Below are 23,744 nucleotides of genomic sequence, written 5' to 3' on the forward strand. Positions count from 1 at the left end.
GGATTGGTGGTTGCAAATGAAAACAAGACGAACCGGGGCGTCATTGCCGGGGCCGTCCACGATAACGGTGTGTTGATTAAAACGGAATGTCGGGGTCGTCGTATCCGGTCCCCCTTCCGGTCGGCTGGGCATCGCGTGCGCCCGAGTCGGCGGAATAATCGTCCGCGCCCTGGGAGTTGTAGCCGCCGTGATTCTCGGCGGTCTGTCCGCTCCCGCCGCGTTGGCTGGAATGGTGCTCGGAGCCGCCGCCGGAACGTCCGCCGAGCATTTGCATCTTTTCACAGATCACGCGCAACTTGCTTCGCTTCTGTCCGTCGGTCTCCCAGCGATCGAGCTTCAATCGCCCTTCGATCAGGACCGGCGAGCCCTTGGACAGGTATTCGCTGGCGACTTCTGCATTTCGCCCCCACAGCGTGACATCGACGAATGTGGCTTCGTCGACCCATTCCCCGCTGGCGGTCTTGCGTCGATCGTTGACCGCGACGGTCACGTCGGAAACGGCTTGGCCGCTGGGGATGTAACGCAATTCGATATCGCGCGTCAAATTCCCAACCAGAATGACGCGGTTGTAGCTGGCCATCGTTGTCCTGTGAGTTGCTGGGAATGTGGGGAAAACAAAAAACGTGGTTGCCTGGCTGGGGAGTCCCGCTTGCTCAGGAATCCGAATCGTCGTCGCTATCGCTGTCGCTGCTATCGCTGGCCGCTTCGGCCTCGGCGTCTTTGCTGGCGACCGGGGATGCACCACGGGCGTTGGCCAAGATCGGCTCGACCAACCGCGGGTCCAGCTTCAGCGTCATCTGACGCAGCACCGGCTCGCAGAGGTGGAACGCGCGATCCAGCTTGGGGACTTCGCTGCCTTCCATTTCGAAGTAGGTCAACCAATAGGTGCCTTTTTGGTGGCCGTCGATCGGATAAGCGAGCTTTTGCTCCATCCACAGACGATTGACTTCGACTTTTCCGCCGGCTTCGGTGATCAGGTCTTCGATCTGCTTGCTCACTCCGCCGGGGTCACGGGCGTAGTGGTTGCTGTCGAGGATGCACAGTGTTTCGTAAGTGTTTTTGGCCACGACTGTTTCTTTTCTACTTTGCTACGTTTGGCTTCAGCTCGATCGGCCGGCGGCGAATCGGACTGTCGCGGGTGTGAAACGGGAACGATTGATTGAACGTTGGTTTACTGTCGACCGACCGATCGCGGATCGCCCTGGGGCTGATCGGAGGGTTTTCGTTGATTCGGTTTTGAGCCAGCGTCCGGGTCGCCGTTAAACTGGCTCATCGTGCGATCGACGCCGTCGGTGACAAAGCTGATCACAGCTTTGGCCGCGCGGGTGGTCGCCGCATCGATTGTATCGCATTCGCTCTTGGAGAATTTCCCCAAGACATAATCGGTCACCGTCCAACCTTCGGGAGGCCGTCCGATTCCGACGCGAAGCCGCGGAAACGACTCCGAACCGAGATGCCGGATAATATCCTTGATCCCGTTTTGGCCACCGGCACTGCCCGATGGCTTGATCCTGATCCGGCCGTTGTCGAGATTGAGATCATCGCAAACGACCAGGATATCGCTTAACTGCAACTTATAAAAGTCGAACGCCTTGCGGACGCTCTGCCCGCTGGCGTTCATGTACGTGTGGGGACAAAGGATGACCACCTTTTCCCCGTCGACCGAAGACTCCGCGAGTTCGCCTTCGAATTTAATTTTCGGGGCACCGGCATGGGTCAGCACGGCAAACTTTTCGGCCACCGTGAAACCGACATTGTGTCGTGTTTGTTCGTATTTCCGGCCGGGGTTGCCCAGCCCAACGATTAACTTCATCGCAATGTCGAAGGATCCATGGCCGATCGGCCTGGCGAGTCAATCCGCGGCAGCGGCGGACTACTCCGCTTCGCCCTCTTCCTCGGTTTCGTCTTCGGTGAGGCCCTTGGGTTTTTCCACATGGTAAACCACGGTTTCGACGGGCGTGACCAGAACGACGTTGTCGGGCAGTGACAAGTCCCCGGCCGTGCGGTTTTCACCCAGGGCGACGCTGGCCACGTTGAGCGGCAGGAAATCGGGGATGGCGACCGCTGGGCACTCGACTTCGACTTCGTGAGCGTTTTCGATCGCGATTCCGCCTTGCTTTCCGCCGGCCGGTTCGCCTTTGAATCGAATCGGCACCGTCACGGTGACCTTTTCGTTCATGTCGACCCGCTGCAAGTCGATGTGCAGCACCTCAATCCCCAACGGATCGAATTGCAGATCGCTGACCAAAGCCGTCTCGCTGACGGCACCTTGCAGCTCGACGATCTTGCTGTGATGTCGCAAAATCGATTCGACCGTCTTTTGCGAAATCGACAAATGCTCGTTGCTTTGCTTGTGCCCGTACAAAACGGCCGGGACGGAGCCGGCCTTTCGCAACCGGCGTGATGCGGCCGTTCCTAGGCTGCCCTCACGTTTTTGGACCTGTACCACTTCCGCCATTGCGGATCACCCTGACGTCGTTAATTTCTTGTGTTTTGTTCCCTCAAACGCCACCAAAATCGATGTTTGGGGTGCGTTTGGCACGCCGATACGTTTACGGCGAAGCGGGTAAGTATGTCAGGGCCGGAGATCTCTGCAAGCCCAAACAAGCGGCCGAAGACAACCTGGGGGTGATCTCGACGCCTCTTCGCCGCGATTTTGCTGCGATTTCATTGAAATCCGCACGCTTGCCGCCTCTCGCGTCTCGCCGATCGCTGCCGTAGGATGCCGCTGGCGTCGGGTGCTCGCCGCGGTCGACCCGAAATCGAACCAATTTCGGCCCGGCTCGGCGGTGACTTGATCGACAGGATGAAAGCGCCCTCCCCTCGCTGCGCTCGACCCTCACAGGGGGAGGGTGGACTTGGAAAACCCGACCCTCCCAGGGGGCGGCCTGATGAAAAGTAGGTGGCGTCGAAAACTGGTGAACCGGCAACGATTGAAAATTGCAAAATGAACAGTGCAAATTGCGAAATGATTTGAGCGACGATTCTCGGCAAATTTGCATTTTGCAATGAACAGTTTGCAATTTGCAATCGAGGGATCCAGCAGGATCGCTGAACGCCCCCGAACCTACCCAACGTTCCGGGTTCCATTGATTTCCGCCAGGCCTCCCAGAGGGAGGGTGGCTTTGAAAAACTGACCTCTCACCCTGTTGCTTTGCCGTCATCCATGTCGTTTGTCCCCGAATCCAGCGGCCCGCACCAAGGCCTGGTCACGTTCCTTGGCACCGGGACGAGCGTCGGCGTCCCCGCGATCGGATGCGATTGCGCGGTCTGCCAAAGCAGCGACGCGCGGAACAATCGCACCCGCTGTGCGATCACGGTCCGGTTGCCCGGTGGCACGGTGCTGATCGATACCCCGCCGGATCTGAGAGTCCAATTGATTCGCGAGCGGATTCGCGTGGTGCATGCGGTCGTCTACACCCACGAACATGCCGACCACATTTTTGGGCTGGATGATTTGCGGTTGATGCCCTTTCGACTCGGTCATGCCGTCCCGCTGTACTGCACCGAGGCCGTTGAATCAAACATCCGGCGGGCCTTCGCCTACGCCTTTGCCGACCGCGAAGACACGCACCCCGGAGCGACGCCCAAGCTGTCGCTGCACCGAATCGATCACGCCCCGTTTGAGGTGCTGGGGACCGAGTTCATCCCGATCCCGATGAAGCACGGACCGCACTTCAATGTGCTGGGGTTTCGGATCGGCGACTTTGCCTACTGCACCGACACCAACTTGATCCCCCCGGCATCGATCGAGCGGCTCAAAGGCGTGAAAACCCTGGTCGTCGGCGCCCTCCGCATGGAGCCCCACCCGACGCATTTCAATCTTGAGGAGGCGATCGAGGTGTCGCGTGCCGTCGGTGCCCAACGGACGCTGCTGACCCACACCGGCCACCAACTCGATTACCAGAAAACCTGTGACTGGCTGCCCGACGGCATCGATATGGCTTATGACGGGTTGCAGGTCGGGATTCGGGTTTAGAGGGTTGGGAGTTGGGAGTTGGGAGTTGGGAGTTGGGAGTTGGGAGTTGGGAGTTGGGAGTTGGGAGTTGGGGAGGTGACAGAAAAATGGGGGGGCAGAAAAATGTAGGCAGTAGGCAGTTCGAAAAACCTGAAACCTGAAACTCATTCTTACGGGCACATGGGCGGCTTGAGTTCCTTTATACTTCGCGGCGGTTGAGGATTTGTTCTATTTGCTGTCTTTCTTGAGGTCTCGATGTCGTCGCTTTCGGACACACAACGCTCCAACGCCCGCTTGGGGCTCTGGCTGTTCGCCGTCTATTTGGTGCTGTATTTGGGTTTCGTTTTTTTGAGCGCGTTTGCGGCTCATTTGATGGAACGCCCCGTCATCGCCGGATTGAACTTGGCCATCGTTTACGGATTCGGATTGATCGTCGGCGCCCTGGTGATGGCGTTGCTGTACGGGATGCTTTGCAAGTCCGAACCGCTGGGCGAATCGCCGGCCGGCCAATCGTCTGGCGGGGCTGCCTCCGGCGATGAACCGCGGGGGGACCTCGCGTGATTTATGACCCCTCTTGGATCGCCGTCTTCGTTTTCTTTACGTTCGTCGGCGCCACGGTCGGCCTGAGTTTCTTCTTGGGTCGAAAGGCGAAATCATCGGCCGGGTACTTCGCCGCCCATGGGCAGATCCCTTGGGCCGTCAACGGGATCGCGTTCGCGGGAGACTACCTGTCCGCCGCTTCGTTCCTGGGCATCTGTGGCATGATCGCCTCGTACGGCTACGATGGTTTTTTGTACTCGATCGGGTTCCTGGCCGGATGGATCGTGGCGCTGTTTGTGATTGCCGAACCGATGAAACGGCTGGGGCGATTCACCTTCGCCGATGCCTTGGACGCCAAGTTCGATTCGCGCGGCATCAAAGCGGCGGCGGGCGCGAGCACGCTGGTCGTCAGCGTGTTCTATCTGATTCCCCAGATGGTCGGCGCCGGATCGCTGATTCAACCGCTGTTGGGGTTCCCGCACTGGGTCGGCGTCGTGTTGGTCGGGATCGTGGTGATCACGATCGTCGTCACCGCAGGGATGGTCTCGACGACCTGGGTGCAGTTCTTGAAGGGATCGCTGTTGGTCGTGTTCAGCGCCGTGCTGGTGGTCTTGCTGTTGGGCCGTGGCTTTGTCGCTCAGCCCGAGGCGTTTGAATCGATCGGCCCGATTTCCATCAGTGAATTAGGGCAACCCGAAATCGCCCGCAGACCTGTCTTGCCGGCCGAGAACGGCTGGGAGCAGCACGAGGATTTGGTCCGTTTCTTACGTGCCGATCGCGTCGGGTTTGACGTCTTTCATGTCCAACCGGCGGGCGACGGCCAGGTGATCCTGCGACAGGCTCAATCCATCGTTGCAACCTCTGACGGTTTGCAAATCGACGGCGCACCACTGGGACGCGACGCTAAACAAAAGGAATTGCAACCGGTCGGCACACTGACGCGACTGCCCGACGGCAAGGCTGAGACCGGGCCGCTGGGGCCGGTCAGCTTCTTCACCACGTTGAATGACAGCGAAGTCGTCTTGTGGCGCAATAAGACGGTCGTACACGACGATGGCACGAAGTCGACGGTCTACTTCCAAAAGCTGACACCCGGCAACGAGGTGCTGCGGCCGGGCGAGCACCCCAAGTTTGCCGGCATCCGCGAAGAAGCGATGGTGGGCAAGCTGAATTTCTTGTCATTGATGCTGGCGCTGTTTTGTGGCACCGCATCCCTGCCGCACATCTTGATTCGCTACTACACGGTCAAAGACGGCGCGGCGGCCCGAAAGAGCACGATCGTTGGGATCGCCAGCATCGGGTTCTTCTATGTCCTGACGTTGTACTTGGGGCTGGGAGCGATGACCAGCGCGTCGATGGACTTGACCGACAGCAACATGGCCGCCCCGTTGTTGGCCCGCAGCATCAGCACGTGGTTGTTTGCGATCATTTCCGCGATCGCATTCACCACGGTCTTGGGTACTGTCAGCGGCCTGATTCTGGCCAGCAGCGGCGCGGTCGCCCACGACCTGCTGGTCGGCGTGTTCGGCATGGACTTGTCGGAGAACAAGAAGGTCCGGATCGCAAAGATGGCCGCAATCGTCGTCGGGGCGATCGCGATCGTGCTGGGGATCCTGTTCAAGGAAATGAACGTCGGCTACCTGGTCGGCTGGGCGTTCAGCGTCGCCGCGAGCGCCAACTTGCCCGCCTTGGTCATGTTGTTGTTTTGGAAATCGACGACCAAGGAAGGCATCGTGGCCAGCGTGCTGGTCGGCATGATCAGTTCGCTGGGTTGGATCTTGTTGTCCAGTGACACCTACAAGAGTGTCTATGGCTGGGATCCCGAATTGGCTTACGCCCCGTTCAGCCAGCCCGGCATCGTGACGATCCCGTTGGCATTTGTCACGCTGATCGTGGTCTCGTTGATGACGCAGCGGAAAGGGGCGGAGATGGCGTGAGGATTTATGTAGAACGATTGTTCCAATCGTTGCAGAGCAATTGGGACAATTGCTCTACACTGCCGCTTACGCCGGCGAAGGGCTTCGTCGGCGTCGGCGACGGCCGCCACGCATGAACTTATCGCGTGCTTCCTTGACGGCCTGGACCAATCGGTCCACTTCCTCGAGCGTGTTGTACAGATAAAAACTGGCGCGGGTCGACGCGGTCTTGCCGACCGATTCATGCAACGGCATCGCACAATGGTGGCCGGCACGAACCGCAACCCCGCGGGTATCCAACCACTGAGCGATGTCGTGGGCATGAATGCCGTCGACGGTGAAGCTGACGATGCCGGCTTTTCTGTCCGGTGTGGGGCCAAGGATCTCGACGCCCTCGATCTCTCGCAGCGCCGCGTCGGCGGCCTGGCAGAGCACGTGTTCGTGGGCTTGGATGTTGTCCATCCCGACCGATTGCAAGTAACGCATCGCCGCGGCCAGCCCGATCGCCTCGGTGATCGGCGGTGTCCCGGCCTCGAACTTTTCCGGCAAACCCGTCGGGCTGAACCCTGTGGTCGTGACCCGATCGATCATCCCGCCGCCGCCCAAGAACGGCGGCATCGCGTCCAACAACGTTTCTTTGCCGTACAGCACACCGATCCCGGTGGGTCCGCAGAGTTTGTGACCGCTGAAGACGACGAAGTCGGCGTCCCAATGCTGGACATCGATCGCTTGATGGGGCGCCCCCTGTGCCGCGTCGACCAGCACCGTCGCTCCGGCGGCGTGCGCCATGCCGGTCCACTTGGCCACGGGAAAATTGGTTCCCAGGACGTTGCTGCAGGAAGCAAAGGAAAACAGTTTGGGACGCAGCGAATCAAGTTTCGCTTGAACCACCGCATCATCGATCGTGAAGTCATCACGGAGCGGAAGGAATTCGACGCGGCAACCGATCCGCTCGGCCAATTGGTGCCAGGGAACGATGTTGGCGTGGTGCTCTGCGATCGTCAAAAGCACAACATCGTCGGCGGCCAAGTTTTCGCCGCCCCAGGAGTGGGCGACCGTGTTGATCGCGGCGGTCGTCCCCGCCGCGAACACGACTTCCGCATGCGACCGCGCCCCGATGAATTCTCGCGTCGTTTCGCGAGCCGCTTCGTAGGCCGCCGTCGACTCTTCGCTCAGCGTGTGGATGCCGCGATGCACGTTGGCGTAATAACGCTGGTAACAGTCGCTGATCGCATCGATGACGACTTGCGGCCGTTGGGCGCTGGCCGCATTGTCCAGAAACGCCAACGGAGCTCCGCTGGCGGACTTGCGCTGGAGGATCGGAAAGTCGGGACGGATTTGTAGGGGATCTAGCGACATCGTTAGCTCTCTTCACTCAAGCTGGGACCGCCGAAGCTGGGCCCGGCGTCGTCGTCATCGGCGGAATCATCGATCGGAGCGTGTAACGCCGATTGCAACACCCGCCAGGACAACAAGCAGCATTTTTGGCGGTTGGGCGTCAGTTGGGGTCCGAACAGATCCAACATCTCGTTGGCGGTAAACTCCTTCGCCTCCTCGACCGTCTTGCCCTCGATCGCCTCGATCAGCATCGACGCCGAAGCTTGGCTGATCACGCAGCCCTCTCCGTCAAACCATGCCTCTTCGATCTTGCCGTCGCGATCCAAACGCAGCATCACCTGGATCACATCCCCACACAGCGGATTCTTGCCCTCGTCCGCATGGGTGGCCGTGGCCAGCTCACCACGGTGGTAGGGATCCTCGTAGTGATCCAAGACGTGTTCTTCGTAAATGTCTTGTTCGTTGGGCATGATCGGGCAAAACCAGAGACAATTGTCAAACGGACCCGGCGATCCCTCGGACGATCGCCGTTGCATTCAAGTCGCTGCATTAAAGTCTACGCGCGTTGTCAAAAATCGACGAGTCCCTATTCCGGTCGAAATGGTCGCACCCGGGCGAAAGTGTGGGATAGGATTCCAGCCTGTCACGGTTCCCCGATTGCAGTGGGCGGGGGTCTACTGGTCCAATCAGCATCGCCCGTTGTCGCAGACCGGTTGGGAATGAAACCGGTAGCGGAAACCGCTAGCGGGCTGTCGGTTGCGTCACAACCGAGACAATCGTGAGCCGATGGCGCTCGCCACGGGCCCCCAAGGGCAAGGTTGTCACCGCTGGGCCCGCGGCTAGCGCCGTCGGCTCATTCAATCGACAGGCCGCTCGCGGAGATCCCCCGCGACGGCCGGACCGCTGAATTCGAACCGATATCATTTTTTCCACCATGAAGAAGACTTCCCCGCCGCGTTCCTTCGATCGCCGCACCGCGTTGTCGGCGCTGGCGGCGTCGGCACTGGTCACGACCGGCTGCCCGCTGTCGATCCCCGAATCCCTGCCCGACGGCGAGCCGGCCGCGGACGCGTCTTCGCTGCCCGTCGCCGACCTGGTCGCCCAGACGCTGGAAGCGGAAAAGCAGGGGCGGGGGCTGTCGACGATGGTCAACGGCGCCTGGCAGATCTTTCACGGTATCTTGGCTTACGGCAACGAGTTCCAGATCGACACGCCGCGAGGTCGCCAGAGCGCGCTCGAGTACTTTCGTGCCGGCGGGACCTGTGACGGGTTTCGCCCGATGATCGGTGACGCGTTCGAAGGGGACGATCGCTACGGGGTGCGCGTCGATTTGGAACCGTCCACCAAGGTCGGCCAGGGACACCGTGACCAGTGGCTGGCCGTCGTCGCCCAAACGGGGCTTCCCGTCGATGCGACTTGGGTGGTCGAAGAGCGCACGTTGACGATCGACGATTGGATGCGACAAGCCGAGTGGGATGTTCCGCTGAACTACGAAGCGGAATTCAGTTGGACCCTGATTCCGCTGTCTTACTATCGCACGACCGACCATCGCTGGACCGCCCGCGACGGCAACACGTACAGCACGGAGTTGTTGCTCCAGTCAGAAGTCGAACACGATTTGTCCATCAGCGTGTGCGGCGGAACACATCGGTTGATCGGCATCGCAACGGCGCTGCGAAATCGGATGGCCGAAGGCAGTCCGATCACGGGCGTTTGGGCGGCCGCCAAAGAACACCTGGAAGCGACGATCGAATTGGCCCGTGTCAATCAAAACCCGGACGGAACCTACAGCACGTCCTATATGCATCGCACCGGTTGGTGCAACGATTTGGGTGAGACGCTGGGGACGACCGGGCACGTGCTGGAGTTCATCGCGACCGCGGGGGATCGCGATTTGTTGCAATCGGATTGGGTGGTCCGCAGCGTCCGCAAGTTGTGTGACGTGTTGCACCAATGCCGCGACGTCGACCTGGAGTGCGGTGTGCTGTACCACGCCCTGCACGGTTTGGTGGTCTACCAGCAGCAGACCGCCACGTAGCGGTGGTTGCCAGCGGGAAGCGTCAAAGCCGTAGCGGAAGTCGCCAAGACTTTCGGCAGCGTGCGTCGGAGTAACGAAACTCTTGGCGACTTCCGCTACGGGGTGGAGCGAAACTCTTGGCGAGTTCCGCTACGGGGGCGATTAGTTTCGGGGCTGGAGAGTTATTCATAAATCGGGAAAAAGGTATGAAACGCCTTTTCGCCAAAGTCACCGGGATCGTTGAAACGCCGGTTCTGGTTGAGCGCGTTGAGTGTGTTCATCTGCTGGTCGGTCAATTCGAAATCGAACAGATCCAGATTCTCTTTCAATCGCTCGACGCGCGAGGTTTTGGGGACGATCGACGTTCCGCGTTGAAGGCCCCAACGCAAGACGACCTGCGCCGGAGTCCTGCCCACTTGCTCGGCGATCGCCTTGGTTTCCTTGCGATCAATCACGCCTTCGCCCTCTTCGGCCATGCCGATGGAAAAATACGATTGAGCCCCCAGCGGTGAAAACCCGGTCACGTGGATGTCGTGCTGGGCGCAGAACCGGAGCAGTTTTTCCTGAGTCAAATACGGGTGCAGTTCGACCTGCAGCACCGCTGGTTTGACCGACGAGGATGCCATCAGGTCGCGGATCAGGGAGACGCCGAAGTTGCAGACGCCCAGGTGGCGGATCAGGCCCGATTTCTGACACTCGATCATCGCTTGCCAGGTTTCCAGAATCGGCACCGGATCCTCTTTCATCTGCGGGTGCTCCGCATCGGGATCATAGAACCATCCCGGCGGGTACCGTTTGTCGATCGGCACATGGGCCAACGAGATCGGAAAGTGGATGTGGTACAGGTCCAAGTAGTCCAGTTCCAAATCCGACAGCGTCTTTTCGAGCGCGACGGGAACGACTTCGGCGCGGTGAAAGGTGTTCCAAAGTTTGCTGGTGATCCAAAGGTCTTCGCGCCGGACCAAGCCATCGTCGATCGCCTTGCGAATCCCATCGCCCGCTTCGTATTCGTTGCCGTAATCACAGGCCGCATCGATATGGCGGTAGCCGATTTCGATGGCTTTGTAAACGATCTCGGCGGTCGACTCGCGATCGATTTTCCAAAGGCCCAGGCCGACCGAAGGGATCTTGTCTTCGCCGGCAAGGATAAATTCGCTAGACATCTGCAATTGGGGGGCAAAGGGAGGCGTTCATCGTTGGTTCGCACTATGATCTCAGACCCGACGCGACGATGAAAGCACACTGGACCATTTTCGATTGACCTCAGCCGTCTCGCGCCAGCGTCAGCCGTCTCGCGCCAGCGTCAGCCGTCTCGCGCCAGCGTCAGCCGTCTCGCGCCAGCGTACGGGCATCGGTATGCATGCCTGGGCCCGTAGGCTCGCGCCAAACGGCTGATCTTCGCTTGACCTCTGCCGGTTCGCGCGAGCGATCCGTTTGCCATCCCGACGTTCGTCCGTCGATCTTGTTGTGGAGGGCCAATTGGTTAAAGTGCGTTGGCGGATCCCGCTGTGGTCGGGTAGGGTATCGATTGGTGGTCAACTTCTCTCGCTCGGGTATTCCCAGATGGATCGCGAACAATCGGTAACCCGGTCGCTGTTGATGGGACTCAGCAACGACGGGCTGGAAAACGTGCTGTCGGCGTTTCAGCCACGCTCGTTCGACGCCGGCGCGACGATCATCGAAATCGGCGAGGACGGCGACGAGTTGTTCTTGATCACGGCCGGTAAGGTGCGCGTCTGGACGGGCGACGGTCCGGCGGTTGCCGAACGCACGTTGGGCATGATGGGGGCGGGCGACCATTTCGGTGAATCCTCGGTGATCTCCGGCGGCCCGCGGACCGCCACCGTCACCGCGGTCACCTACGTCGAAACCCTGGTGCTGAGCGGCGAAGACTACCGCCGTCTGGTGAAAAGCTATCCGCAACTGCTGGAAAACCTCAGCCGTTCGTTGACCAAGCGGTTGTCGATGATGAACACCGCGGCATCGTCGCGGGCAGAAAACAAACGCGGCGTGCATTCCCTGGCAGTCATCGTCGATCATCCCAGCGGCTGGTCGCTGGCCGAACAATTGCTCGGCCAACTGCGATGCGATCAACCGCTGGTTCAACCGCTGTTGGTCAGCGACAGCGAGTTGCCGTTTACGCCGCATGACTTTGATCGCGACGCCGTCACGGTCTCGGTCCCCGACTTGGGGTGCACGATCGCCGGACGCAGCAAACAGGCCTTGGCGGTGGCCATCGCCAGCGGGACCCAAGCAACTGCCGCGGCCGTGCGAGAGTCCAATCGCGTCGTGTTTGCCGTTGATGCGCACCGCGGCCTTTCCGACCACGCGCAAAGCCTGTTGAAATCCATCCCGCCGCATCGCCGACCGATCGTCGCGCTGATGTTCGATTCGGAAACGCGACCACGGCCGATGATGGATTATCCCGACTTGCTGGCAGTGCGTTGTGAATACCGCGGGCAAGATCGTGGCGCAGAATTCGTCGCCCCGTCCGTCATTCGTCTGTATCGATCGCTGATCGGCAAACGGATCGGGCTCGCGCTCGGCGGCGGCGGGGCGCGTGGGATCGCTCACATCGGCGTGTTGGAGATTCTGCAGCAACACCACGTCGTGTTCGATTCGATCGCCGGCACCAGCGCCGGTGCGATCGTCGCTTCGGCGTTCGGTGCTGGGTTCAGCCCTTGGGAGATCGGCGATTTTTTCCGCAAGGAGATGATTCCGCCGCGATTCCTGGCCGCCCGCGCCGCGACCCGACGGATGTTCCTGCTGCACAGTTTTCGCGGCGGTCGTTTCGAAACCAAGCTGCGGCGGTATCTGGATCAGATGACGTTCGCGCAAGCCGACTTGCCGCTGGCGATCACCACGTTGGACTTAATCAGCGGCGAACAGCAAATCCGCCGGTCCGGAGATTTGGTTCAGTCGGTGCTGCAGAGTATCAATCACCCCGTGTTCGGGCGGCCGATCATTCACGAAGGTCAAATGCTGGTCGACGGCGGAGTGTTGATGAATGTGCCCGCTTCGGTGCTCCGCAGCGAAGGGTGCGACCATGTCGTTTCGATCGACGTCGGGTCGACGATCACGACCGATTTTGCAAAAGACCGCAAAGGCAGGTTGCGTCCTCCCAGCTATCTTTCGACGTTACTTCGCACGATGGACATCTCGCGTCGACATTCCAGCGCCCTGCATCGCGAAGAAAGCGACCTGATCATCATCCCTCAGACGAGCGCGTTTCGGATCGAAGATTTCCACGCCGTCGATCCGCTGATCGAAGCGGGACGGCGGGCCGGTGAAAAAGCGGTCGAAAACGTCAAACGTGTCATCGAAAACCTCCAACCGACCGACGGTGTTGCATGAATGTTCCCGCCGATTCCGACGGCCCCTCCGCCGACGAACTCCTGGTCGCCCAAATCCGCGACGGCGATTCCGCGGCCTGGCAATCCCTGATCGATCGCTACGAGGGGCGGTTGCTGGCGTACACCCGCAGCCGCATCCGTGATTCGGCCGCCGCCGAAGACATCGTCCAGGAAGCCTTCGTCGGGTTTCTGATCAGTCTGCCCAACTACGACGGCGGCCGGCCGCTGGAAAGTTATCTGTTTTCGATCTGCGCCTACAAACTGACCGATCACCTGCGACGCGAAGGCCGACGCCCCTCGCTGCAGCTGCACGGCCGGTCCAGTTCGGCCGGGGATTTTGATTTGAAGGGGAGTGCCCGCGTTGCCAGTTCGATCGCTCGCAGCGTCGAACGCAAACGCATCGAAGAGCAAGCGATCCGCGATGCCATGCACGAACAAATCGATCGCTGGAAACAAAGCGACAATTGGATCAAGCTGCAAGCGATCGAACTGATGATCGTCCGCGGTTGGGGCAACAAACACGTCGCCGAAACGCTGGGGCTGACCGAACAGCAAGTCGCCAACTACAAAAGCGACTTTCAAATCCGCTTGAAGTCGATCATCAAACGCGCCGAGCTTGATGAGAGCGTGTTTCCCGAGTTGGCAGGGGAGTGAATGGCGTCGCGGAACTCATTAACGGCTTGTCAATTTATTCCGATCACACGTGGGATCAGCCGTTTCGCGCGAGCGTACGGGCCTCCAATACCAAGAAAACGCACTGGCGCCCGTAGGCTCGCGCCAAACGGCTGATTAGATCAACAAGGCGTTAACGGTTTACGCTACTGGCGCCTATCGCCCACGACGCGATCAATCGACAGGCAAAATCCAAGCACACGGCAATGAGGGACAGCAACAGACCGATCATCCCCATGTCCATCAGCCCCCGAAAAACGTCTTCCCAATACGTCAGAGGCGGAGAGGGCGTTCCCATCGTCCGCGGTGACAGAAGTGGAGCCAGGATCGGCACAGGGATCTGGAAAGCAACCGTGCGTTTTCGATCATTTGAAAACAAAATCGCAAACATGGCGACCACAATGGATGGGCTAAACATCACGCAGATCGCCAATGCAAAAGCGTAGAACCCGGGGAATGCCTTAAGCGAGGCGATCCAGATCGCGGTGCAAGTCGTGATCAATAACAACCGCCGAACGGTCCATTGCGGTTTTGGTCGCAGCGTTGTTTCGAGGTCGGTCATCTGAGACATCTGGAGTGGTCAAAAAATGGAGTGGTCAAAAAATGATTGAATGAACTCGGCGGATGAAGCGGCAGCGGTTGTCGTCGAGAAGACGCTGGAATCGGTTCGGTGAGTCCGTCGCCCGCGTGGAAAGTGGTTATTCTAGGCGGTCGAGGCGTCTTCCGTTCGATGCGCTTCGACGGCTTTGGGTTTGTTGTAAACACCTGCGGGACGAGATTCGATGCGACATTCAGGGTTGTTTGGTGGGCTGGCGATTTGGCTGGTCTTGAGTTCAACGGCTGGCGCCGAAGTGGCGATCACGCCGGACGTGGTTTACGGCCACAAGTCGGGGTTGGCGATGACCATGGATGTGTTCACACCGACCGACAATGCTAATGGGGCGGGGATCCTGTTCATGGTCAGCGGCGGATGGTATTCCACTTGGCAGCCGCCGGAGCAACAGCAGCAACGGTTCAAGCCGCTCACGGACGAGGGCTTCACGGTGTTTGCCGTTCGTCACGGCAGCAGCCCCAAGTTTTCGATTCCCGAAGCGATCGCGGACGTGCGCCGGAGCGTTCGATTCGTCCGCGCGAACGCGGATCGGTTCAAGATCGATCCGGAACGATTGGGTGTCTATGGCTACAGTGCCGGGGGGCACCTTTCGTTGATGCTGGGGACGGCGTCCGATGCGGGAGATGCGAATGCCAAGGACCCGCTGGACCGGGTTTCCGATCGTGTCGCTGCCGTCGTCGCCTTCGTCGCGCCGACCGATTTGCGGATCATGGTCAAGGATGCGCCGGATCGTCTGGAAGCTTACGCGCGGTTCCCCGCCTTGGACCTGGACCTCGAAAATGCCCAGACCGCTTCGCCGCTGGTGCATGTCACCCCCGATGATCCGCCGACGCTGTTGATCGCCGGCGACCAAGACGACTTGGTCCCGATCCAGCACAGCCGCAACATCCATGCCGCGTTTGAAAAAGCCGACGTCACCAGCCGCTTGATCGAAGTGGCCGGCGCGGGGCATGGGTTTCAAGGCGAGGATGCACGGCGGTCGACCCAATCGATGGTGGACTGGTTTGTGATGCAGTTGGCACCGTAGTTTTAGGAGGAACCGTTGGGCCGAGGAGGGACATGCCAGAACGATACGGGGCAGAATGTTAGCGGGAAGCGTAAGCGAGCGGCGGGAACGAGAACGGTGGCGCTACGGAGGAGGCAGAATGATGCGGGGCAGAATGATGGGGCAAAACGATGGGGGCAAGATGATGGGGCGCGTTTGAATCACGTGGTTTTACGCAGCGTTGGCTTCTCCAGACCCGGCGTTGGGGCGGACCAGAGGGTACAATCAGGGGGTGCAAGGATGACTCAAAAGGCCCACTGCCCACTCCTTGGTTGCCTCCATCATGAGCGGTCCCCGTTCCGGCTCGGTCGATACAGAATCCCAAACGGCTGAACTGGTCGGGACCCTCTGGGTCATTCTGATCGCCAGTCTGGCCGTGCACATGTTGTCGCTGTTTGCGGCGCGGTGGTGGTTCGCGGACCTGCGGTGGGCCCAAACGCCGTTCCATTCGACCATTGAGATGGCCGGCGCAATCGTGGCGATGGGTGTGGCGTGGATGTTGCTGTCGTTGGAACGGCTGCGGGCGGGCACCAGCTACAACACGTGGATCGCATCGGCGCTGGTCGGCATGGGGGTCCTGGATGCGCTGCACGGGATGGTCGAGCAAGGCCAAACCTTTGTTTGGCTGCACTCACTGGCGACGCTGACCGGCGGAGTGTTGTTTGCGATGGTTTGGTTGCCCCGGGACTGGCAACAACACGCGCGGTCCTGGCCATGGATCGTCTTGGCGATTTCCCTGACGCTTGGGTTGGGGTCGATCTTTTTGGACGAACGGGTTCCCGCGATGACCGAGAGCGGGCTGTTCACTCCGTTGGCGTTGCAGATGAACATCGTGGGCGGAGCGTTGATGTTTTCCGCAACGGCCCGGATGGTTCTGACGTACCGGTCCACCGGCAATTCGGACGACTTGTTGTTCTGTCTGCACTGCGGGTTGTTCGGTGCTGCGGCGATCATGTTCCAGCAATCCAAGCTGTGGGATCTGCCGTGGTGGGGATGGCACTTTTTGCGATTGATGGCCTACGGCGTCGCGCTTTGGTTTGTGGTGAAGACGGACGCCCGCACGGCCAAGGCGTTGCGACGCCGGGCGGCCGATCAGGCGCGAGTGCAGGCGATCAAAGAGAACGCGGACCAGTTGGAACAGGCCAACGCGAAACTACGGCGCGAACAGCACCTGATCAATTCGCTGGTCAACACCATCCCCGACGCCGTGTTCTTCAAAGACCGGCAAGGACGTATCATTCGCGCCAACGAGTCGATGGCAAAGGACGCGGGCTTCAACTGCGCCGAGGAATTGATCGGCAAGACGGACCGGGAGATTTGGTCGGGGGACCTGTACGCCAAAACGGCCGTCGACGAACAGCGGATCATGGAGACCGGCCAGGCGATGGTCAACAAGGAGGAAACGCCGATCCGCGAGGGGGGAGAGCCGCGTTGGGTGCTGGTCACCAAAATGCCGCTGTACGATGAAGAAGGGCAGATCATGGGCGTGTTCGGCGTCGCCCGCGACATCACCGAAATCAAACTGCAAGAATTCGAGCGCGAGCGACAGGCCCAGGCGTTGGCCAAGGCGAAGGAGGCACTCGAACGCAGCAACACCGATCTGCAACAGTTCGCCTATGTCGCCTCGCACGACTTGCAGGAACCGCTTCGCGCCGTTGCCGGGCATTGCCAGCTGCTTGAAATCGCGTTGGGCGACAATGCCAGCGACCGCGTCAAAACGTTTCTGCACCATGCGGTCGACGGCGCAAAGCGGATGCAGGAACTGATCAACAACCTGCTGGATTACTCGCGCGTCGAATCGCGCGGCCGAGAGATGGTCGCCACCGACATCAACGATGTCGTCAATGACGCGATGAAAAACTTGGCCGTCGCCATCGACGAACACGACGCGGTGATCGAGCGGGGCGACTTGCCGGTCGTCAACGGCGATCGCGACCAGTTGGTTCAGCTGTTCCAAAATCTGATCGGCAACGCGATCAAGTTTTGCGGTGAGGAGACGCCAGAGATTCAGATCGATGCCGTCCGCGAAAAAGACGACCGGGAAACCGACCGCTGGCTGTTTTCCGTTTCCGACAACGGCATCGGGCTTGAACGAGAGTATCAAGACCGGATTTTCGTCATTTTTCAGCGGCTTCACGCGCGGACCCAGTATCCTGGGACCGGCTTGGGACTCGCCATCGCCAAACGCATCGTCGAACGACATCGCGGCAGGATTTGGGTCGATTCCCAACCCGGTGCAGGAAGCACCTTCTATTTCACTCTTCCACCGGCCTAAGTCATGTCCGAATCTGAACTGGATGGTTTTTTTGACGAGAAACGAAAGATCGAAGTCTTGTTGGTCGAGGACAGTCCCAGTGACGCGATGCTGACCATCGAAGCGCTTCGTGAAGGTTGCGTGACCGAATCGTTACATCACGTGGAAGATGGCGTCGAAGCGTTGGATTTTCTTCGACGATTGGGCAAGTACGCCGGTGCCCCACGACCCGACGTCGTCTTGTTGGACTTGAACATGCCGCGTAAAAATGGCCACGAAGTCCTTCGGGAGATTCGCGCCGATGACGCGTTGCAGTTTCTGCCGGTCATCATGCTCACGACCTCCGATGATGAGCATGACGTGCTGAAAGCCTATGGCGAAAACGTCAACTGCTACATCACCAAGCCGGTCGATCTGAACGCGTTCGTTCGAGCCATGCGATCCCTCGGAGACTTTTGGCTCAAATGGGTCACCCCCCCGCCTCCCACGGCATAATCGCCGATGTTTCCAATTCCCGCCACGAGAGAGTTTCCCCGATGCCATTGCGGCTTTTCATTCTGCTCAACGTCCTGATCACGCTGGTGACACCCTTGACCGGCCAAAACGCAACGCACCGTATCGAATCATTTGACGCAAGCGACGGTCTGCCGCCTGGCTGGTCGGTGGTCGCCGGGGACTGGAAAACGTCCGAGGGGAAACTGCAGGTCCGTTCGATGGATTCGGACAGCTACATCACCTTTGGCGATCCGTCATGGAAGAATTATCAGGTCGAAGCCGAGGTGACGTTCATCAAGGTGCGTGAACCGTCGCGTTGGATTTCATTGCTGGTGCGCGCTGACGAGGACGGTACGACGCCATGGTCTCAGGTTCCGGTCCGGTTTGACGCGACACGCAAGAACGGGGTGGAGTTTGCCGTTCGCACAGCGCCGGATCAGTGGAGCGTGCGTCAGGTGGCTGCCGCGGATGCACCGTGCCGGCTGAACCAACCGCGACGGTTGCGAGTGACGGTTCGGGAGACGTTTGTCGAAGCGTATCTGGACGACCAAAAGGTGCTCGAAAGCCATTATTGTGTCGACCGCCGGCGAGGATGTGTCGGGCTGGGCGCCAGTGGTTGCATCGCCAGTTTCGACAACGTTTCGGTTCGCTTGCTGCCCGACGACGGGGACGCGGTAGCGACGCCCAGTGGAGCGTGTGAGACCGTAGCCCATCGCGGCTTTTCCGCCATCGCGCCTGAAAACACCTTGGCTGCCATCGACGAAGCGATCCGTGCCGGTGCCGACGGCTGCGAATTCGATGTCTATCAGTGCGGTGACGGAACCGTGGTGTTGATGCACGACAAAACGGTCGACCGCACCACCGATGGCACGGGACGCATCACCGAACTGAGCTTGGAACAATTGCGGCAGCTGGATGCCGGATCCTGGAAAGACAAACGGTTTGCCGGAGAGCCCGTTCCGACGTTGAAACAGGCGCTTGAGCGGCTGCGTGGAACGGGCTGCCAGCCGGTCATCGAGGTTAAGATGGAAGGCATTTCCAGACAGGTGATCGACGATGTGCGTGCGTTGGACATGGTCGACCAAGTCGCGGTGATCGCGTTCAGCAAGACGGTGGTGCAAGAGATTCGTGAACTGGAACCGAAGCTCACCTGCGCGTGGCTTTACGGAGAGACGATCCCGGGCACGCCAGAGCAGCAAGCCGACTTTCTGCAGTCACAAGCCCGCGAGTGCAACGCGAGGATTTTGGATTTGAGCTACAAGATCCTCTCGCCGGAACTGGTCGCCGAACTGAAGACGCGCCGCCTGGGCGTCTGGACTTGGACCGTCAACGAAGCCGCCGTGATGCAAGCCTTGCGGCGCTGGGGCGTGGACAGCATCACGACCGATCGGCCGAACCTGATGACGGCGGAATCGGTCGGACAGTGACGCCCAGGTGATGGAATAGAAACGCGCACGTGTCGACCATCTGTTCGATCTTTTGCGACAATCCGGAATCACCGCCGTGCCCGGCATTGGCACTGGTGCGCAGCAACACCGGCAGCCCCGAAACGGACGCCGCCTGCAGCCGCGCCGTCATTTTTCGTGATTGCATGGGGTCGACGCGTGGGTCGTTTGCGCCGGTGAAAAAGATCACCGCCGGGTATTCGGTTTGATCGATCACATTGTGCAGCGGCGAATAGGCACGCATGGCTTTGAAATGTTCAGGATTTTTGACCGTCCCGAATTCGGGGATGTTGAAAGATCCGTTGGGCGATAACTCGACTCGCAGCATGTCGTAGATACCGACGGAGGAAAGGACGCACCGCGCCAGGTCCGGATGCTGGGTGAGTGTGGCGCCCATCAACAATCCGCCGTTGGATCCGCCCATGATCGCCAGTTGGTCGGACGTCGTGTAGTTGTTGTCGATCAAGTAGCGTGCTGCGGCCGCGAAGTCGTCAAACACGTTTTGTTTTTTGGTCAAGTTGCCGTCCAGATGCCACGCTTCGCCGTATTCGCCACCACCACGAAGATTGGCAACGACATAAGTGACGCCCTGTTCAAACAGCACCTTGTTGCTGGCGTTGAATCGGGGCGTCAAATTAATTCCATAGCCACCGTAACCGTACAGGACCAACGGTCCGGGGCCGTTGACCGATGCCGGTCGCATGATGTTAACCGGGACTTTAGTCCCGTCTTTGGAAATGGCAAACTCGCGAGTCACATGCACATCACTCATGTCGACCGGAGACTCGCTGGACAATCGTGTCTTGCGGGTCATTTGGTTGGATGCGTCATGGTGCATCCATTGCGTCGGATCGACGTAGGAACTGTTGTAAAACAGGATGTCGTCCCCGCCGAGCGGCTCGATCCCGTCGACGCTGGAAATCGGCAATTGCCTCGGCTTGGGCAGGGCGTTGCCGTCGCGGTCAAAGACGCGGACTTCCGAGGGGCCGCCGAGTTGGTAGGTGACGTAAATTCGGTTTTCGGTCGCGACCAGGCTGGGCGGTGCGCGATAGAAACTGGTCACGACCGTGTCCTCTCCCTCGGGAATCAACGGATCGATCAACGCACCTTTGGACGTGATCGTTGGAAGGCGAACGATTTTACCGCGAGGGGCCCCCTGACGCGTGATCGCGAGGATAGCGCCGCTGGGTTCGAAGGTCGCTTGAACCAGTTTGTCTCCAAAACGGCTGATCTGGGTCCATTGCCCGTCGGCCCGACGCACGTAATGCGCGAACTCGCCGCCGTCGCCGTTTTGGACGTTGCATAACACGTTGCCGGACTGCTGGTGCACTTCGACTTCGATCTCGGCAATCCGCGGGAATCCTTTGCCCAATTCGAACCGATCTTCGGTGCTGTCGGTTCCGAGACGATGGAAGTAGAGTTGCTGGTAGAAATTCAGATCGACCTCGTCCCGTTCCCCTGGACGTGGGTGCCGCGTGTAATAAAACCCCTCGCCGTCAGGAGCCCATGCTAAATCGCCGCCGGCCGTTCCCGAATTCACTCGCGGAACGACTTCGAAAACTTGGCGACCATCGGTGGTGTCGATGACCGTCACGTCCCCGATCTCACTGCCGCCGCTGGAAAGTGAGATGGCGACCAGCGATCCGTCGGGCGATGGTTCGAACCAGTCGACCGACGTGGTGCCTTCGGCGTCGACCGTGTTGGGGTCAAACAACACGCGGGCACGATCGGGATGGTCGAGTGATTCAAACGTGACCAGAAAAGGTTGTTCCTTGGGCGGTTGACGCTTCATCGCAAAGAACTGCCCTGCGGCATGACGAACGCTGCTGTATGACACCTGTTCGGCCGACATCACCTCGGTCACACGTTTGCGAATCGCGTCGACATCGGGAAGAGCGTCCAAATAATCTCGCGCATACGCATTTTGGGCTTCGCTCCAACGCTTCACTTCCGCGTCGTTCCAGTCCTCCAGCCAACGATAGTTGTCAACGACGTCGACTCCGTGGTAGGTGTCCGTGGTCGGGGAGGTGCGCGTTTTCGGGGGCTGGGCCGGGGCGAAGTTTTGCGACAAAACGAACAGTGCCCCACAGATCAAAGACTTCAAGTGCTGGTCGTGCATAGCGATCACGGTTGATTGGGAAGAAACGCCTCAGGTAACGTTCGATTGAATTGCAACGCGACGGCGGCGTCTACCGGGGTGCGAGCCGTCCCCAGAGAAACACTGGATTTTTGTAACAAACTGTATCGTCTTTGGTCTGGTGGTGGACGGCGATGAGCGTTTGGCACTCGGATCGGCAACGATCACGGACTTGCAGCGGGGCGGATTGGGTCCGATTCGTTAGAAAAACCGCGTCTTCGCGGCGGAGTTGACGTCGCCAAGGGGAACCGGATGGAGATGGGCGGTGCCCCGAAAAAAGCCCGGAACAGTTATTGCTGAGTATTGGCAACCACCACTAGAGGGCCGCTATACTAACGTTTCAGGCTTCTCTGCGATTGGGGCGTCGCACTTTTCAAGTTCACGCAACGATTGCCAGCGATGTGTAGCCCGCATCAAGAAACGTCGACTGTCATTCCCGTGCCCGGGACCAGTGGCGAACAGCTGGCAGCGACGCAGCACACCCATTGTGACAAACTGCAATTGTTCTTGCAGCGGTTGAAAGCCTCCGGTGCATTCGACAGCGACCAAATTCAACGGATCGAAAACGAATACACCGCGTTGTGGCATTCGGAGGAATCGTTTGATCACATTTCGTTGCTTCAGCCCGGTGATCAAATCGAGCGGTTTGTGATCGATCAAATGTTGGGTTGTGGTGGCGAAGCCCACGTGTTTCGGGCTCACGAATCAGAAACGGGGCGGGTCGCGGCGATCAAAGTGCTGCACAACGCGCATACCAGCGAGCGTTTCCATCGCGAAATGAAAATGGTGCAACAGATGGCGCACCCGAACATCGTGACGGCGTATGAAGTCGGCGAGATTCACGGGATGCCGTTCATCGCGATGGAGCTGGTGGCGGGGCCCGATCTGAACGCGTTGGTCTATGACAACGGACCGATACATTGGAGGCAAGCTTCGGCATACATTCTGCAGGTGGTCCGTGCGCTCTCTCATGCCCATTGTCGTGAACTGGTGCATCGCGACATCAAACCGGGCAACATCATGCTCAACGGCGACGATCAGGTGAAGCTGCTTGATCTGGGGCTGGCATCGATGCGTCTCGATTCGGGGAACGACGAAACGCACTCGATCCACTTGACGCGTGAAACGCAGATCGCAGGGACTTTGCCTTACATGGCTCCCGAACAGGCGAGAAGCCTTGCCAAGGCGGACGTCCGATCGGACATCTTCAGCCTCGGTGCCACCTGGTTTTATCTGTTGACGGGGAAGACTCGGGTGCGGGGCAAGACATTCGCGCGGCAGTACAAAAACCTGGTGGCGAAACGCCGCTTTCGAGAGATTCCCGAGGATGGTTTGCCGCCGAATTTGCACCGGATCTACTCAAAGATGGTCGCCTACGATCGTCGTCGGCGCTACCAGAGTTGCGAGGAACTTGAGCGTGACCTTAGCCAGGCGATGTCGGAGATGGGGCAGACGGTCACGACCAAACAACTTAGCGTGTTGATCGTCGAAGACAGTCAGTCGGACATGTTGCTGGCGGTCGAGTTGCTAAAGATGGCCAACGACAGTGTGATGATTCATCAGGCGACCAGTTTGGCCGAAGCGATCACTCTGCACCGAGAGAATGACGTCGATTTGGTCTTCTTGGACCTGACGCTTCCCGATAGCGCCGGTGTTGCCACGGTCGAGCGTTTTCACGCCGAAGATCCGGACGTGCCGATCGTGGTGTTGACGGGGCTGTCCGATGAACAGACGGCCCAGGCCTGTGTCGCGGCCGGGGCCAGCGACTTTATCCCCAAGGACAATCTGACTGCCCACAAGCTGGAGCGGGTGATTTTTGTGACCTTCAGTCGCCACACCGCCTCGGGGGATTAACGTGCGGGACGCAGTTGGTGTTTCGCCTTGAGGGACCGTCCAGCTGAGGACAGAGGTGAAACGCGACAAACCCAAATGATCTGGCCGACTGGGTAAGAGCTAGTCGG

At 59.4% G+C, this 23,744-nt stretch carries 20 protein-coding genes; 11 read left to right on the forward strand and 9 right to left on the reverse strand.

All coding sequences use genetic code 11. The annotated features are described in order from the left end of the window. Positions 1 to 76: 76 nt before the first annotated feature. From ssb to Mal15_RS08145, 4 genes are all read right to left on the reverse strand, one after another. Positions 77 to 580, reverse strand: coding sequence for a single-stranded DNA-binding protein (gene ssb, locus Mal15_RS08130; RefSeq protein WP_147867304.1), 504 nt, complete (start codon positions 578 to 580; stop codon positions 77 to 79). 73 nt (positions 581 to 653) lie between these two features. After that, on the reverse strand, positions 654 to 1,067 hold the full coding sequence (gene rpsF, locus Mal15_RS08135) for a 30S ribosomal protein S6 (protein WP_147867305.1): 414 nt from the start codon (positions 1,065 to 1,067) through the stop codon (positions 654 to 656). Between the two features lie 104 nt (positions 1,068 to 1,171). After that, positions 1,172 to 1,813 carry an aminoacyl-tRNA hydrolase gene (pth, locus tag Mal15_RS08140; RefSeq protein WP_147867306.1) on the reverse strand — a complete coding sequence of 214 codons (642 nt, stop codon included), beginning with the start codon at positions 1,811 to 1,813 and terminating at the stop codon, positions 1,172 to 1,174. Between the two features lie 60 nt (positions 1,814 to 1,873). Next, complete coding sequence (locus Mal15_RS08145; RefSeq protein WP_147867307.1) at positions 1,874 to 2,458, reverse strand: 50S ribosomal protein L25; 585 nt, start codon at positions 2,456 to 2,458, stop codon at positions 1,874 to 1,876. 708 nt (positions 2,459 to 3,166) lie between these two features. On the opposite strand from Mal15_RS08145, the gene Mal15_RS08150 reads away from it, so the two are divergent. The 3 genes from Mal15_RS08150 (at position 3,167) to Mal15_RS08160 (ending at position 6,435) form a co-directional block, all read left to right on the forward strand. Further along, entirely contained in the window at positions 3,167 to 3,979 is an 813-nt protein-coding gene (locus Mal15_RS08150; protein ID WP_147867308.1) for an MBL fold metallo-hydrolase, read from the forward strand. A 234-nt stretch (positions 3,980 to 4,213) separates the two neighbouring features. Beyond that, positions 4,214 to 4,519, forward strand: a complete 306-nt coding sequence (locus tag Mal15_RS08155; RefSeq protein ID WP_147867309.1) for a DUF485 domain-containing protein — start codon at positions 4,214 to 4,216, stop codon at positions 4,517 to 4,519. Further along, a complete protein-coding gene (locus tag Mal15_RS08160; protein ID WP_147867310.1) occupies positions 4,516 to 6,435 on the forward strand; it encodes a sodium/solute symporter in 1,920 nt (639 codons plus the stop codon). The genes Mal15_RS08155 and Mal15_RS08160 overlap by 4 nt, the downstream gene beginning before the upstream one ends. 66 nt (positions 6,436 to 6,501) lie before the next feature. On the opposite strand, the gene Mal15_RS08165 is transcribed toward Mal15_RS08160, so the two are convergent. Together Mal15_RS08165 and sufU are read right to left on the reverse strand one after the other, a co-directional pair. After that, a complete protein-coding gene (locus tag Mal15_RS08165; RefSeq protein ID WP_147867311.1) occupies positions 6,502 to 7,773 on the reverse strand; it encodes an aminotransferase class V-fold PLP-dependent enzyme in 1,272 nt (423 codons plus the stop codon). Between the two features lie 2 nt (positions 7,774 to 7,775). Then, a complete protein-coding gene (gene sufU / locus Mal15_RS08170) occupies positions 7,776 to 8,222 on the reverse strand; it encodes a Fe-S cluster assembly sulfur transfer protein SufU (RefSeq protein ID WP_147867312.1) in 447 nt (148 codons plus the stop codon). A gap of 464 nt (positions 8,223 to 8,686) precedes the next feature. Here sufU and Mal15_RS08175 point away from each other — a divergent pair, with 464 nt between their 5' ends. Continuing rightward, the gene (locus Mal15_RS08175) at positions 8,687 to 9,790 is read left to right on the forward strand and encodes a hypothetical protein (protein ID WP_147867313.1); all 1,104 of its coding nucleotides are present in this window, start codon (positions 8,687 to 8,689) and stop codon (positions 9,788 to 9,790) included. Between the two features lie 161 nt (positions 9,791 to 9,951). On the opposite strand, the gene Mal15_RS08180 is transcribed toward Mal15_RS08175, so the two are convergent. Continuing rightward, positions 9,952 to 10,932, reverse strand: a complete 981-nt coding sequence (locus Mal15_RS08180) for an aldo/keto reductase (RefSeq protein WP_199773820.1) — start codon at positions 10,930 to 10,932, stop codon at positions 9,952 to 9,954. Between the two features lie 400 nt (positions 10,933 to 11,332). On the opposite strand from Mal15_RS08180, the gene Mal15_RS08185 reads away from it, so the two are divergent. After that, the gene (locus Mal15_RS08185; protein ID WP_147867314.1) at positions 11,333 to 13,123 is read left to right on the forward strand and encodes a patatin-like phospholipase family protein; all 1,791 of its coding nucleotides are present in this window, start codon (positions 11,333 to 11,335) and stop codon (positions 13,121 to 13,123) included. Next, a complete protein-coding gene (locus Mal15_RS08190) occupies positions 13,120 to 13,776 on the forward strand; it encodes an RNA polymerase sigma factor (RefSeq protein ID WP_147867315.1) in 657 nt (218 codons plus the stop codon). Before Mal15_RS08185 ends, Mal15_RS08190 begins: the two co-directional genes overlap by 4 nt. 151 nt (positions 13,777 to 13,927) lie before the next feature. Here Mal15_RS08190 and Mal15_RS08195 read toward each other — a convergent pair whose 3' ends face one another. Further along, entirely contained in the window at positions 13,928 to 14,356 is a 429-nt protein-coding gene (locus Mal15_RS08195; RefSeq protein ID WP_147867316.1) for a hypothetical protein, read from the reverse strand. A 220-nt stretch (positions 14,357 to 14,576) separates the two neighbouring features. Here Mal15_RS08195 and Mal15_RS08200 point away from each other — a divergent pair, with 220 nt between their 5' ends. From Mal15_RS08200 to Mal15_RS08215, 4 genes are all read left to right on the forward strand, one after another. After that, positions 14,577 to 15,434 (forward strand): alpha/beta hydrolase, encoded by an 858-nt coding sequence (locus tag Mal15_RS08200; protein ID WP_147867317.1) that lies wholly within the window; start codon positions 14,577 to 14,579, stop codon positions 15,432 to 15,434. A 301-nt stretch (positions 15,435 to 15,735) separates the two neighbouring features. Next, a complete protein-coding gene (locus Mal15_RS08205) occupies positions 15,736 to 17,727 on the forward strand; it encodes an ATP-binding protein (RefSeq protein WP_147867318.1) in 1,992 nt (663 codons plus the stop codon). A 3-nt stretch (positions 17,728 to 17,730) separates the two neighbouring features. Continuing rightward, entirely contained in the window at positions 17,731 to 18,201 is a 471-nt protein-coding gene (locus tag Mal15_RS08210; RefSeq protein ID WP_147867319.1) for a response regulator, read from the forward strand. Between the two features lie 41 nt (positions 18,202 to 18,242). Further along, entirely contained in the window at positions 18,243 to 19,628 is a 1,386-nt protein-coding gene (locus tag Mal15_RS08215) for a glycerophosphodiester phosphodiesterase (RefSeq protein WP_167546678.1), read from the forward strand. Here Mal15_RS08215 and Mal15_RS08220 read toward each other — a convergent pair. After that, positions 19,579 to 21,765 (reverse strand): prolyl oligopeptidase family serine peptidase, encoded by a 2,187-nt coding sequence (locus tag Mal15_RS08220; protein ID WP_147867321.1) that lies wholly within the window; start codon positions 21,763 to 21,765, stop codon positions 19,579 to 19,581. The genes Mal15_RS08215 and Mal15_RS08220 overlap by 50 nt on opposite strands. A gap of 417 nt (positions 21,766 to 22,182) precedes the next feature. Here Mal15_RS08220 and Mal15_RS08225 point away from each other — a divergent pair, with 417 nt between their 5' ends. Beyond that, entirely contained in the window at positions 22,183 to 23,637 is a 1,455-nt protein-coding gene (locus tag Mal15_RS08225) for a protein kinase domain-containing protein (protein ID WP_147867322.1), read from the forward strand. Positions 23,638 to 23,744: the final 107 nt, after the last annotated feature.

Source organism: Stieleria maiorica (assembly GCF_008035925.1).
Lineage (GTDB): Bacteria > Planctomycetota > Planctomycetia > Pirellulales > Pirellulaceae > Stieleria > Stieleria maiorica.

Bases quoted from the DNA above. Each gene is read 5' to 3' on its own strand.
- ssb (WP_147867304.1), bottom strand. From the start codon at position 580: ATGGCCAGCTACAACCGCGTCATTCTGGTTGGGAATTTGACGCGCGAT.
- pth (WP_147867306.1), bottom strand. From the start codon at position 1,813: ATGAAGTTAATCGTTGGGCTGGGCAACCCCGGCCGGAAATACGAACAA.
- Mal15_RS08145 (WP_147867307.1), bottom strand. From the start codon at position 2,458: ATGGCGGAAGTGGTACAGGTCCAAAAACGTGAGGGCAGCCTAGGAACG.
- Mal15_RS08150 (WP_147867308.1), top strand. From the start codon at position 3,167: ATGTCGTTTGTCCCCGAATCCAGCGGCCCGCACCAAGGCCTGGTCACG.
- Mal15_RS08155 (WP_147867309.1), top strand. From the start codon at position 4,214: ATGTCGTCGCTTTCGGACACACAACGCTCCAACGCCCGCTTGGGGCTC.
- Mal15_RS08165 (WP_147867311.1), bottom strand. From the start codon at position 7,773: ATGTCGCTAGATCCCCTACAAATCCGTCCCGACTTTCCGATCCTCCAG.
- sufU (WP_147867312.1), bottom strand. From the start codon at position 8,222: ATGCCCAACGAACAAGACATTTACGAAGAACACGTCTTGGATCACTAC.
- Mal15_RS08175 (WP_147867313.1), top strand. From the start codon at position 8,687: ATGAAGAAGACTTCCCCGCCGCGTTCCTTCGATCGCCGCACCGCGTTG.
- Mal15_RS08180 (WP_199773820.1), bottom strand. From the start codon at position 10,932: ATGTCTAGCGAATTTATCCTTGCCGGCGAAGACAAGATCCCTTCGGTC.
- Mal15_RS08185 (WP_147867314.1), top strand. From the start codon at position 11,333: ATGGATCGCGAACAATCGGTAACCCGGTCGCTGTTGATGGGACTCAGC.
- Mal15_RS08190 (WP_147867315.1), top strand. From the start codon at position 13,120: ATGAATGTTCCCGCCGATTCCGACGGCCCCTCCGCCGACGAACTCCTG.
- Mal15_RS08195 (WP_147867316.1), bottom strand. From the start codon at position 14,356: ATGACCGACCTCGAAACAACGCTGCGACCAAAACCGCAATGGACCGTT.
- Mal15_RS08200 (WP_147867317.1), top strand. From the start codon at position 14,577: ATGCGACATTCAGGGTTGTTTGGTGGGCTGGCGATTTGGCTGGTCTTG.
- Mal15_RS08205 (WP_147867318.1), top strand. From the start codon at position 15,736: ATGAGCGGTCCCCGTTCCGGCTCGGTCGATACAGAATCCCAAACGGCT.
- Mal15_RS08210 (WP_147867319.1), top strand. From the start codon at position 17,731: ATGTCCGAATCTGAACTGGATGGTTTTTTTGACGAGAAACGAAAGATC.
- Mal15_RS08215 (WP_167546678.1), top strand. From the start codon at position 18,243: ATGCCATTGCGGCTTTTCATTCTGCTCAACGTCCTGATCACGCTGGTG.
- Mal15_RS08220 (WP_147867321.1), bottom strand. From the start codon at position 21,765: ATGCACGACCAGCACTTGAAGTCTTTGATCTGTGGGGCACTGTTCGTT.
- Mal15_RS08225 (WP_147867322.1), top strand. From the start codon at position 22,183: ATGTGTAGCCCGCATCAAGAAACGTCGACTGTCATTCCCGTGCCCGGG.